At 45.0% G+C, this 12,578-nt stretch carries 12 protein-coding genes; 5 read left to right on the forward strand and 7 right to left on the reverse strand.

The window, feature by feature from the left end; all coding sequences use genetic code 11:
- Positions 1-137: 137 nt before the first annotated feature.
- From clpA to B3014_RS00100, 6 genes are all read right to left on the reverse strand, one after another.
- Positions 138-2,402, reverse strand: a complete 2,265-nt coding sequence (gene clpA / locus B3014_RS00075; RefSeq protein ID WP_289245147.1) for an ATP-dependent Clp protease ATP-binding subunit ClpA — start codon at positions 2,400-2,402, stop codon at positions 138-140.
- A gap of 37 nt (positions 2,403-2,439) precedes the next feature.
- Positions 2,440-2,766, reverse strand: coding sequence for an ATP-dependent Clp protease adapter ClpS (clpS, locus tag B3014_RS00080; protein WP_289245148.1), 327 nt, complete (start codon positions 2,764-2,766; stop codon positions 2,440-2,442).
- Between the two features lie 8 nt (positions 2,767-2,774).
- The gene (gene grxD, locus B3014_RS00085) at positions 2,775-3,086 is read right to left on the reverse strand and encodes a Grx4 family monothiol glutaredoxin (protein ID WP_286304301.1); all 312 of its coding nucleotides are present in this window, start codon (positions 3,084-3,086) and stop codon (positions 2,775-2,777) included.
- 75 nt (positions 3,087-3,161) lie between these two features.
- On the reverse strand, positions 3,162-4,007 hold the full coding sequence (serB, locus tag B3014_RS00090; protein WP_289245149.1) for a phosphoserine phosphatase SerB: 846 nt from the start codon (positions 4,005-4,007) through the stop codon (positions 3,162-3,164).
- 73 nt (positions 4,008-4,080) lie between these two features.
- The gene (ppa, locus tag B3014_RS00095; protein WP_286304299.1) at positions 4,081-4,620 is read right to left on the reverse strand and encodes an inorganic diphosphatase; all 540 of its coding nucleotides are present in this window, start codon (positions 4,618-4,620) and stop codon (positions 4,081-4,083) included.
- A gap of 165 nt (positions 4,621-4,785) precedes the next feature.
- Positions 4,786-5,580: a sulfite exporter TauE/SafE family protein gene (locus tag B3014_RS00100; RefSeq protein WP_289245150.1), complete on the reverse strand. Its 795-nt coding sequence runs from the start codon at positions 5,578-5,580 to the stop codon at positions 4,786-4,788.
- A gap of 122 nt (positions 5,581-5,702) precedes the next feature.
- On the opposite strand from B3014_RS00100, the gene B3014_RS00105 reads away from it, so the two are divergent.
- Both B3014_RS00105 and B3014_RS00110 read left to right on the forward strand, forming a co-directional pair.
- On the forward strand, positions 5,703-7,712 hold the full coding sequence (locus B3014_RS00105; protein ID WP_289245151.1) for a sodium-translocating pyrophosphatase: 2,010 nt from the start codon (positions 5,703-5,705) through the stop codon (positions 7,710-7,712).
- A 36-nt stretch (positions 7,713-7,748) separates the two neighbouring features.
- A complete protein-coding gene (locus tag B3014_RS00110) occupies positions 7,749-9,107 on the forward strand; it encodes an MATE family efflux transporter (protein WP_289245152.1) in 1,359 nt (452 codons plus the stop codon).
- Here the strand turns inward: B3014_RS00110 and B3014_RS00115 are convergent.
- Complete coding sequence (locus B3014_RS00115; protein WP_289245153.1) at positions 9,104-9,943, reverse strand: RluA family pseudouridine synthase; 840 nt, start codon at positions 9,941-9,943, stop codon at positions 9,104-9,106. The genes B3014_RS00110 and B3014_RS00115 overlap by 4 nt on opposite strands.
- Before the next feature lie 57 nt (positions 9,944-10,000).
- Here B3014_RS00115 and B3014_RS00120 point away from each other — a divergent pair, with 57 nt between their 5' ends.
- From B3014_RS00120 to B3014_RS00130, 3 genes are all read left to right on the forward strand, one after another.
- Positions 10,001-10,453: a DUF4124 domain-containing protein gene (locus tag B3014_RS00120; protein WP_289245154.1), complete on the forward strand. Its 453-nt coding sequence runs from the start codon at positions 10,001-10,003 to the stop codon at positions 10,451-10,453.
- 11 nt (positions 10,454-10,464) lie between these two features.
- A complete protein-coding gene (locus tag B3014_RS00125; RefSeq protein ID WP_289245155.1) occupies positions 10,465-10,800 on the forward strand; it encodes a phenylpyruvate tautomerase MIF-related protein in 336 nt (111 codons plus the stop codon).
- Between the two features lie 62 nt (positions 10,801-10,862).
- Entirely contained in the window at positions 10,863-12,572 is a 1,710-nt protein-coding gene (locus B3014_RS00130; RefSeq protein WP_289245156.1) for a proline--tRNA ligase, read from the forward strand.
- Positions 12,573-12,578: the final 6 nt, after the last annotated feature.

The following is a 12,578-nucleotide window of genomic DNA, read 5'->3' on the forward strand; positions in this document are numbered from 1 at the left end:
TAAAAGCATGACAGAAAAAAGACAAGTGTATAACTCTGTAGAAAAGTGTTGACATAGAGTAATGACCAGTACAAAACAAAAAGCCCGGTAGTGAACACTACCGGGCTTTTTTTATTTCACTATTTTGAACGGATCAATCAGGATTTGACAGCCTCCGCTGCACTGTCCATTTCCAGATGAATATCTTCATCTTTTAGGGTGACACGAACATGTCCCCCACCCTGACTTAGTTGTCCAAATAGCAATTCATCAGCCAGTGGTCGTTTGATTTTCTCCTGAACCAGTCTGGCCATAGGACGAGCCCCCATTTGAACATCGTAACCATGGTCAGCCAGCCATTGGCGAGCCGCATCATCCACCTCGATAGTGACGTTTTTATCTTCAAGTAACATTTCAAGCTCTAATACCGCTTTATCAGCTACTCGAAGAATGGCATCTTTATCCAGTGGTTTGAATTGAATAATGCCATCAAGACGGTTACGGAACTCAGGCGTGAAGGTTCGTTTCAGGGCTTCATTACCGTCAGAAGTTAAATTGTCCTGTTTGGTGAAACCAATGGAAGGTTTACTCATCTCAGCGGCACCGGCATTACTGGTCATCACTAATACGACGTGACGGAAATCCGCTTTACGACCATTGTTATCAGTCAGCGTGCCGTGATCCATCACTTGAAGTAACAGATTAAACACATCTGGATGCGCTTTCTCAATTTCATCCAACAACAGCACTGCGTGAGGTTGTTTGATGATGGCATCCGTTAACAGCCCCCCCTGATCAAAACCGACATAACCAGGCGGTGCACCAATCAGTCTGGAAACAGTATGACTTTCCATATATTCCGACATATCAAAACGAATCAGATCCACACCCAGATTATGAGCTAACTGACGAGTGACTTCGGTTTTACCCACACCCGTTGGACCAGCAAACAAGAAAGCACCTGTCGGTTTTTCTGGATGCCCCAATCCTGAGCGGGCCATTTTAATCGCAGAACCCAGAGCAGAAATCGCTTCATCCTGTCCGAAGATAACGCGTTTAAGGTTTTCGTCCAGCTTACGTAGATTATCTTTATCAGCATTGGACACCGTTTTGGCAGGAATACGGGCAATTTTAGCCACAATAGCCTGCACATCATTCACACCAATCAATTTTTTACGTTTTGATTTTGGCGCAATACGTTGCGCAGCGCCCACTTCATCTAAAACATCAATGGCTTTGTCTGGCAGGAAGCGATCATTGATATGACGATGAGCCAACTCAGCGGCTTGTTCAATAGCCGCATTGGAGTAACGAACATTATGATGTTCTTCCAGACCAGGTTTAAGCCCTTTAAGAATTTCAATGGTTTCGGAGACACTTGGCTCAGGCAAGTCAATCTTCTGGAAACGACGAGCCAAAGCACGATCATGCTCAAAAATACCGCGATATTCCTGATAGGTTGTCGAACCAATACACTTCAGTTCACCACTGGCTAATAGTGGTTTTAATAAGTTCGCTGCATCCATCGTGCTATTACCCGCACTGCCTGCACCAATCATGGTATGGATTTCATCGATAAACAAAATCGCATGTGGTTGTTTTTTCAATTCACGCAGCAAGGCTTTCAAGCGTTTCTCAAAATCACCACGATATTTTGTACCAGCGACCAGCGCCCCCATGTCTAATGAATAGATGGTGGTTTCAGCTAATACTTCAGGCACATCACCATGTACAATCCGTCTTGCCAGACCTTCAGCAAGGGCTGTTTTACCGACACCAGCTTCACCCACGAATAGAGGATTGTTTTTACGGCGGCGACAGAGGATTTGTAGCGTCCGTTCTAACTCATGTGCACGTCCAACAAGGGGATCAATCTTACCTTTGATGGCGGCAGCATTCAGATTTTCTGCATATAGCGTTAAAGGACTTTTATCTTCATCAGACACCTCGTCGCTATCTACTTTGGTTTCAGACTCAGAGTGCATGGCAGAATCTTCAACTTCGCCATGACTGATAGCATTAACGACATCCAGACGAGTAACATCCTGTTTCTGAAGCAGATAAACAGCCTGTGACTGCTGTTCAGAAAAGATGGATACCAGAACATTGGCCCCCGTCACCTCTGTGCCACCCGAAGACTGAACATGCATGACGGCACGTTGTAAAATACGCTGAAAAGCCAATGTCGGTTGAGTTTCACGTTCACTGTCTTCGGCAAGTGTCGGCAAATTATCAGCGAGAAAATCACTTAATTCCTGTCGTAGAGCAGTGATATCCACTTCGCATGCTTTCAACACAGCTAATGCCTGGCCATTTTCCAGCAACGCTAACAGAAGATGCTCAACGGTAAGAAATTCATGAGCACGTTGGCGGGCATAATTAAACGCCTGACTGAGGGTTTGTTCGAGCTCTTTACTTAACATGTTACGTTCCACCTTGTTGGTTGGATATCGAACTAGGTCATTCCTCTTCCATCGTACACTGCAATGGATGACCGTGGCTTTGAGAATAGCTGTTGACCTGTTCGACTTTCGCTTCAGCTATCTCATAGGTAAAAATACCACATAAGGCACTACCTTCGGTATGCACTTGAAGCATGGTGCGTGTAGCACGCTCACGCCCCATGCCAAAAAGGTTTTCCAGGACTTCAATCACAAAATCCATCGGCGTGTAGTCATCATTAAGCATAATCACCCTATACTTGGGCGGCTGCTTCAAGTCTGGCTTGGCTGGCGCAACGGCATAATCGTTGTCGTTGTTCCATTCGTGATCATTTTCCTGACTCATGCCCTTTTTTAGCTCACTTCATCAATCATTTTTTTCAAGTCGCCGTTCTCATACATTTCCATGATGATGTCACAGCCACCGACTAATTCACCGTTGATATACAACTGTGGGAAGGTTGGCCAATCTGCATAACGATGCAAGTTTTCACGTACATCTGGCTCAGCTAATACATTGACGTAAGCAAATTCTGCACCACAGGCAGAGACAGCTTGAGAGGCGCGGCTTGAAAAACCACATTGTGGAAACTCAGGCGTGCCTTTCATAAATAAGATCACAGAGTTTGATTCAATCGCCTGTTTAATTTTGTCCATTACGTCCATTATTTAATCCTCGTAGTTTTGGAGTTTTATTATGTCTGTTGAGATGGGGATGCTTTTTATAATTTCAAGCTTAGGCTAGTTATATTCAAGCTGCAATAAGCCGAGAATAGCATCCAACCCATTATGATTTATCGCCGTCGCCGCTTGTTGCTGCACTTTGGGCTTGGCATGATAAGCCACACTCAAACCGGCCGGAGCCATCATCAATAAATCGTTAGCGCCATCCCCTACCGCTATTGTTTGCTGTGCGGAAATAGTCATTTTTTCACAACATGAAAGTAGGAAATCTGCTTTTGTTTGTGCGCCACAGATATCACCATCTACCTCTCCAGTCAGTTTGCCATCCTTCTCAGCCAGTTTATTGGCCTGAGTAAAATCAAGGCCTAAACGCTGCTGCAATCGATCAGTAAAGAAAGTAAAACCACCTGATACTAACGCTAAACTATAGCCTTGTTTTTTTAGTGTAGAGACCATTAGCTCAGCACCGGGACTGAGCTGCAAACGTTCTTCATAGACACGTTCGAGTACAGCTACATCAAGGCCTTTTAATAACGACACTCGCTGACGAAGTGAAGTTTCAAAGTCTATTTCGCCCCGCATGGCTGATTCGGTAATCGCTGCGACTTGTGGTTTTAAGTTCATAAAATCAGCAATTTCATCAATGCACTCAATGGTAATCAGCGTGGAGTCCATATCTGTAACGAGCAATTTAGCCGTTGTAGGATCAAATGCCTCTGGCAATGCATTAATATCGAAGTCGTATTGCTGACGAAGATGCGTAACGGTTTCAGAGTTAATATCTGTTGCCTGAATGATCGTCACATAATGCTTGTACCAATTAAGCTGACCTGAATATTGATGAGCGATCTGTTCAGCCAGTTCGCGAGTGAGAGTGATGCCTTGAAGTACCAGTGTTGTCATGATGTTTCCGCACTAGATAAAAAAACGGCGAGCTGATTAATCAGCTCGCCGAATCATTGTAAATCAGTCAGATTTAAAATTGTGGTTTAACAGGAGCTGATTTGAAACGCTCAACGCTGGCTACAATTTCAGTTTCCGCTTCAGCTTTACCTACCCAACCTTCAACTTTGACCCATTTGTTTTTTTCGAGATCTTTGTAATGTTCAAAGAAGTGCGAAAGTTGGTTCAACAAACGCTCTGGTAAATCGTTAATATCGTTAACATCATCGTACATTTTATCGTGTGGTACGGCGATGATTTTGGCATCTTCGCCAGACTCATCTGTCATTTTTAACATGCCCACTGGACGACAGCTCACGACTGAACCACTGATTAGAGCATATGGACTGACCACCAGCACATCAACCGGGTCACCGTCGTCAGATAAAGTGTGTGGAACATAACCATAATTGCATGGGTAGAACATCGCTGTGTTCATGAAACGATCAACAAAAAGCGCTCCAGTTTCTTTATCCACTTCATATTTGACAGGGTCAGAATGTGAAGGGATTTCAATAATGACATTGATGTCTGTCGGCAAATTTTTGCCTGAACCAACACGGTCGAGATTCATAGGGTTATGCTCCAGATAGCAGATAAACAAAGTCGCTGATTATAGAAGAAAAGGTCTTCAGGTTAAACTCCCACCGATAAATAGGTAGTCTCCTTTGATGACGTCACCAGCTTGGCGCGGCCTTATGCGCGAAATCAAGATGCAATAAACGACTAAATCCTTGGCCTAGCGAAAGAGAAAGACCATACCTAACCCAAGCAGAAACACTGAGAATAAACGACTTAGAAGCTGACTGGGTAGTGTCTTGGCTAATTTTGCGCCAATAGGAGCAACCCAGATGCTGGTAGCAATGATGCCCAAAAAAGCTTGCCAATGAACGAATCCACTTTGCCATTGCCCGTCCACTTGTTCCAGTTGTGTACCAATGAGCATATAAGCCACTGCACCACTTAGCGCAATGGGTAAACCACAGGCAGCAGCCGTACCAACGGCTCGTTGCATGGAAAGTCCACTCATGACCAAATAAGGAACAACCAGCGAACCGCCGCCAATTCCTACCATGGCTGAGACAATCCCCGTAACTAAACCCGCAGAAAAAATACTCGGTGCGGCTAAAAACTGAGAGGAGACAGATTTAGGTGGTGGCAACCACATTTTTATAGCCACCAACAGTGCGAACACACCAAACCAAACCTTTAAAGTATCGCTAGACATGGAGCTAGCGATATAGGCCCCAGCAAAACTCCCCAAAACCAGACTTGGTGCTAGCTTCTTTACCAAATGCCATTGAGTGGTTTCGAATTTATGATGTGCCAGCATGGACGAAAGAGAGGTAACACTAATCGTCATTAATGAAGTGGCAATAGCCACATGAATCGCTATATTGGATGACATACCTTGCCAACCAAACACCAGCATCAGAATAGGCACAATAATCAGCCCACCACCAATGCCAAATAACCCGGCCAATAAGCCAGATACCAATCCTGCAATCAGATAAGCAGTCCATTCCAACATCATGTCACTCTGTATTTCGATTCAATGGTAAGTCTCTGACTTTACTTGGATATATCAGGCGAGTATAAGTGGAAGAAACCATAAGAAACGTTCCACCTACAATTCATAAAAAGAGAGGGAATTCTATGGCATCGCTCAGTTATGTTCCAATCATTCTTGGTGTTTTCGGTTTATTTTGCGCGTTTCTCCTTTATATATCGATCCTCAAAAAACCAGCAGGCACAGGCAAGGTCGTTGATATAGGCGATCAAATTCATCTCGGTGCGATGGTGTTTATGAAAGCTGAGTATTCGCGCTTAGCCATTTTCTGCTTGTTGTGCATCTTGGCGCTGGGATTTTCGAATTTAGGTTGGCCAAGTGCCCTATCTTTCTTTATTGGTGCTATCTGCTCTGCTTGTGCAGGCTTCATTGGCATGTATGCCTCAACCAAAGCCAATGTCAGAACAGCCGTCGCCGCACAGAATCAAGGAACAGCACAAGCGTTGTCCGTCGCCTTTTCCGGTGGTTCGATTATGGGACTTACCGTCGCCGCCATGGGGTTATTAGGGTTAGGCTTTCTTTACCTACTCTACGGCCATGATCCTCAAACCACACATATTATTCACGGCTTCGGCATGGGTGCTTCGTCGGTCGCCTTATTTTCAAGAGTGGGTGGTGGAATCTACACCAAATCAGCTGATGTTGGGGCGGATTTAGTGGGAAAGGTCGAAGCCGGTATACCTGAAGATGATCCACGTAACCCAGGTGTTATCGCCGACAACGTGGGAGACAATGTCGGTGATGTTGCGGGTATGGGGTCTGATATTTTTGAATCTTACTGCGGCGCCATCATTGCCAGTATCACCATTGCCTCAACAATGGGACTAGTTACTATCAAGTCACTCGCTGACAGTCAGTCAACATTGATGTTTCTGCCCCTGGCCCTCGCCTCTACAGGCCTTATTTGCTCCATCTTAGGCATTCTCAGTGTCAAACTGTTTTCACAACAAGCTCCGAGTGTGGCATTAAGAATCGGCACCATTGGTGCATCAGTGCTTTTTATATTCACTGCCTGGTTGATGATTAGCCTGATGGGTGGCGCCGGTGAATTGTGGGTTGCGGTATTATCAGGTGCCTTAGGCGGTATTATTATTGGCCTGGTTACCGAATACTACACCGGCGGTTCACCCATAAAAAAACTGGCAGCAAGCGGTGAAACAGGGCCTGCCACAATAATGATTTCAGGACTCGCTTTAGGCATGCAATCTGTTGCCATACCGGTTGTCACCATCGCGGCCATTATCTTTTCTGCCAGTTATGTTGCAGGACTTTATGGTGTCGCTATCGCAGCAGTAGGCATGCTGGCAACAGTCGGTATTACCATGGCTATTGATGCCTATGGTCCTGTTGCCGATAATGCCGGAGGCATCGCTGAAATGGCAGAAATGGGTAAACAAACCCGCGATATCACTGACTCACTTGATGAATTAGGTAATACCACCGCCGCTATTGGTAAGGGCTTTGCCATTGGGGCCGCAGCTCTGGCGGCATTAGCCATTATCAGTGCCTATATCGAAACCATCAGTCATGGTGATACCAGCTTTGTATTACTACTCAACAATCCGCTGGTGCTGATGGGCATGTTCCTGGGGGGCATATTTCCCTTTCTTGTCAGCGCCCTCACTATGACAGCGGTCGGTGATGCGGCATTTGATATGATTCACGAAATTCGTCGTCAGTTTAAGGAAATTCCTGGCTTATTAGAGGGAACGGCTAAACCAGACACGGCACGTTGTGTGGATATTGCCACTAAAGCGGCTTTGAATAAAATGGTATTGCCTGGTTTATTAGCGGTGTTAGCTCCTGTTGTGGTTGGTTTTGGTTTAGGCCCTCAAGCATTGGGAGGCATGTTAGCCGGCGCACTGATCTGTTGCGTTATGATGGCTTTGATGATGGCTAACGCCGGAGGTGCATGGGATAATGCTAAAAAGTATATAGAGAAAGGTCACCATGGCGGCAAAGGTTCTGATATACATAAAGCCGCTGTAGTCGGTGATACGGTAGGAGATCCACTGAAAGATACCTCGGGTCCAGCCATGAACATTTTAATCAATGTGATGGCAATAGTGAGTTTGGTTATTGCTCCGCTTCTCTGAGCTCAGATACAAAAAAACGCTACAAAGGCCACCTTGATGTGGCCTTTTTATTTTCTGGATACACGATTGAAAAAGACACTCTCACATCAACAAATTTGGGCCATTGCCGGCCCCATGATTCTGGCAAATTTATCAACACCAATTCTGGGATTGGTCGATACCGCCGTCATGGGGCACCTGAATTCGCCCATCTACCTGGGTGCTGTAGCGCTGGGTAGCATGATATTCACGTTCCTGTTCTGGGGTTTTGGTTTTCTGCGGATGGTGACAACCGGCCTGACATCACAAGTCAGTGAGCATGGAAATCAACAGCAAACTGAGTCAGTGTTAATCCAATCGGCACTTTTGGCATCAGGCATTGCTGTGGTATTGCTTTTGCTGCAATGGCCCATTGCGAAGATGGCTTTCAGCTTAATAGATGGCAGTGCTGATGTGTTATCGCAGGCAGAACAGTATTTTTATGTTCGAATCTGGAGCGCGCCGGCCACATTACTCAACTACGCGATTATGGGGTGGTTAATTGGCAATAGTGCGGCGCGTTCAGCGTTAGCTATGGCCATTGTGATTAATCTCACCAATATTGCATTTGACCTGTTATTTGTTAATGGCTTCGAAATGAAAGCCAGCGGTGTGGCTTTAGCCTCTGTGATTGCTGAGTTAACCGGCTTGATATTTGCCATTTATCTATTGAGTAAACGAGACTTTCAATGGCGGACAGTGCATCTCCCACAGGCCATTCAACAGTTTGTAAAACAACGGCATCAATTAGCCATTCACGGCAATTTTATGCTGAGAACCTTATGCCTGATCTTCAGTTTTGCTTTTTTCACTAATCAGGGTGCTCAGCATGGTGATGTGGTTCTGGCTGCGAACATGGTGCTACTGAATTTTATTACTTTTATGGCTTATGTTTTAGATGGATTTGCCAATGCCACGGAAGTGATGACGGGTAAAGCTATCGGGCGCAAAGATAAAGCCATGCTGAAAGCCAGCCTTATTATGAATGGACAATGGGCTTTAGCCGTCGCTGCTTTATTCAGTCTTGTTTATAGCGTATTCCACCAAAACATCATAAGTATGTTGACGGATATACCGGCTGTGGCCACTTTTGCTGAGCAGTATAGTATCTGGATAGTTATTGCACCATTACTCGCTGTTTGGTCGTATTTGTTTGATGGTTTGTTTGTAGGAGCAACGCTTGGTAAAGAAATGAGAAACGCCATGATGTTCTCCGTGTTTATTTGTTACCTGCCAGCCTGGTATCTATTGCGAGGCTATGAAAATCATGGCTTATGGGCGGCGTTAATGGCACTGTTCATTGCAAGAGCGGTATCTCAAGCAGCTTATCTACCAAGCATATTTAAAAACATGGCCACACAGAAAAAAAGAGGCTAACTAGCTAACAAATTAAATTCTCTATGCTGTTGTGTAAACGGACAGGTGAAAGCTAAATAGTAGGCACTTAACTGCAAGTTTTCATTGGTTTTACGCTGACCATAAAGTCTGTCACCTATCACAGGAAATCCGAGACTGGCAGCATGCCGGCGGATCTGATGTTTCCGCCCTGTTTCAATCGATACGTCTAACAGCGTCTGCTGCTGTATTGAGTCATATTCCAGAAATACAAAATGACTGCGAGCATGTCGACCATCAATCGGTTCATCAACGCTGATCGGGGCGTCTTGGGTTGCCTTGTCTGAAAATTCACCCTCAACCCAGATTCGATAGCGTTTATCGATATCGCGTTGTTGAAACAAGGCTGATAATTTTGCTGCTGCCTGTTTTTCGTGGGCAATCACAATCAAGCCATTAGCTGCACGATCAAGTCTATGCACAACAAAAGCATTTCTTTGAGGTTTAAGCTGTTGTTCTGCCCAACGGGTTACCGTGCAATGATCGCCCCATTTTGAGCCCTGAGATAATACGCCGTATGGTTTGTTCCACACACTATAGTGAACGTAATCGGCAATCAGTTCTGGCTCGGACGTTTCGCGCTCTAACACTGTTTTGTCATAATAAAGGTGCAAGGTTTCACCAGCTTTTAATAAGCGCTTGGCTCGGCGCAGTCGCTGTGTTTTTTTTCCGACACTCACCCAAACTGCACCTTTGAGCATGATGCGTTTTAGATGTTGCTTAGAAAGCTCACAGGCATCGGCAAGCAAATCAACGGCATTAGCACCTGATTTTTCAATAGGTAAATGAATTTCAAAACGGTCTGTGTGATAAGACATTTTATGATGGCTGGCTTTGGCGTAGAATTAACGTAGTTTAGTGCTTTGGTGTATGTAATGTTAAGAGATAATCTCAAATTCAGTCTGATTATACTGTCTGTGACGTTTACCGGCACCGCCAGCGCCGATATCTACAAATGGGTCGATGACCAGGGACAAGTGCATTACAGCCAACAAGCGCCCGAGTCAGCTCCCGCAGAATTAATCAAAACACCGCCACCACCTGTTGATCCCGCTAAAGCCCAAAGAGAAATCGATGCCTTGATTGCTCAGCAAGAAGCCGCTGAACAAGAAAGGCAAGAAGTACAACAACAGGCAGAGCAACAAGCGGCACAAGAAGCTAAGCTTGAACAACAATGTCAGGATGCCAAAGACGCCCTTACCGCCTATCAAAACCATCCGGGTGGGCGCTTTTATGATGAAAATGGCAATTTACAGCGTATTAAAGAAGAAGAGCGCCAGCAGAAAATACAAGAACTGAGCAACAATATAAAACAACATTGTCAATAAGGAGAAGCGTTATGCCATACCTTAATATCAACACTAATAAACAAGTTAACGATAAGTCATCATTCATTAAACAAGCTAGTGAAACCGTTGCAAAAGCGTCGGGTAAGCCTGAAAGCTATGTGATGATTGTGCTGAATGACAACGCCGATATGTCATTTGCTGGCAGCGATGCACCTGCAGCTATGCTTGATTATCGAGCACTTGGGCTACCCGGGGATCGCCAAGCCTTCTCAGATACTTTATGCACATTCATTAGCGATAATCTAAACGTTGACGGTGGTCGTATCTATATCAGCATGACTGATTCAGAACGACAAAACTGGGGTTGGAATCACAGCACCTTCTAACGTTTTAGAACACTCACAGCCCTAGGGCTAAACCATTATTATTACAGGAAAAATAAAAACACATGCGCGCCTCAAACCTGCTTATTTCCACATTAAAAGAAACACCAGCAGACGCAGAAATTGTCAGCCATCAATTAATGCTCCGTGCCGGACTAATTCGTCGTCTGGCATCAGGCTTATACACATGGTTGCCAATGGGATTGAAAATACTCAGAAAAACCGAAGCCATTGTCCGCGAAGAAATGGATAAAGCCGGCGCGCAGGAAGTGTTAATGCCTTCAGTTCAACCTGCAGAACTCTGGCAAGAAAGCCAACGCTGGGAAAAATATGGACCCGAATTATTACGCATTACCGATCGTCATCAGCGTGAGTTCTGCTATGGACCGACCCATGAAGAAGTGATCACCGATCTGGTGCGCCAGGAAATTCGCAGTTACAAACAATTACCGGTCAATTTTTATCAAATCCAGACTAAATTTCGTGATGAAATTCGTCCACGCTTTGGTTTAATGCGTGCCCGTGAGTTTCTGATGAAAGATGCCTATTCCTTCCATTTGGATCAGGCTTCCTTGCAGGAAACCTATGACAATATGTACGCAACTTACACACGCATTTTCAACCGTATTGGTTTGGAATTCCGTGCTGTTCAGGCTGATACCGGCAGTATTGGTGGTAATGCTTCACATGAGTTTCATGTATTAGCCAGTTCCGGTGAAGATGCTATCGCCTTTAGTGATAAAAGTGATTATGCCGCTAATGTTGAATTAGCTGAAGCTTTAAAACCACAAGGTGAACGTGCAGCGGCAGTTGAAACCATGACTGTAGTTGAAACACCTGCTCAGCACACTATTGATGATGTCAGTCAGTACCTTGATAAACCCGCTTCACAATGCCTGAAGACCTTATTAGTTGAAGGCGCTGAAGAAGGTTCGGTTGTCGCTCTGATTGTTCGTGGTGATCATGAACTCAATGAGATTAAAGCTGAAAAACACCCTCTGGTCGCCGCACCACTCACCTTTGTTACCCCAGAAAAAGTACTTGAAATCAGTCATGCCAATATCGGTTCGGTTGGGCCTGTTGGTTTAACCATCCCTGTTATCGTTGATTATGCAGCCGCGTTTGTCACTGACTTTGTCTGTGGCGCCAATCTGGATGATAAACATTTAACTGGCGTGAACTGGGGGCGTGATTTAGCTGAACCTGAAACAGCAGACTTGCGTAAAGTGGTGGCGGGTGACCCAAGCCCAGATGGCGAAGGCACATTAGAAATCGCACGCGGTATTGAAGTGGGTCATATATTCCAGCTTGGTGAAAATTACAGCAGCAAATTAAATGCGGTTGTGTTGACAGAATCCGGCAAATCACAAGTGATTACCATGGGTTGTTATGGCATTGGTGTGTCTCGTGTTGTCGCTGCTGCAATTGAACAAAATCATGATGATCGCGGCATTATCTGGCCAGAATCGATTGCGCCTTTCCAAGTGGTTTTAGTGCCTGTTAACGCACATAAATCAGTACGGGTTAAAGAAAAAGCTGAAGAAGTCTATCAACAGTTGCTTGATGCTGGTGTCGACGTATTACTTGATGATCGTGGTCTGCGTCCAGGCGTTGCCTTTACTGATATGGAATTGATTGGTATTCCACATCGATTAATTTTAGGCGAACGCGGATTGGATAATGGCATGATCGAATACAAAAACCGTCGTAGCGGTGATGGCGAAGAGTTTGCGATTGAGGATGTGGTCAGCATCATCAAACAAAAATTGAGCTGAGGTTGA

The sequence above is a fragment of the Methylophaga sp. UBA678 genome (genome assembly GCF_002299105.1).
GTDB classification, from domain to species: Bacteria; Pseudomonadota; Gammaproteobacteria; order Nitrosococcales; family Methylophagaceae; genus Methylophaga; species Methylophaga marina.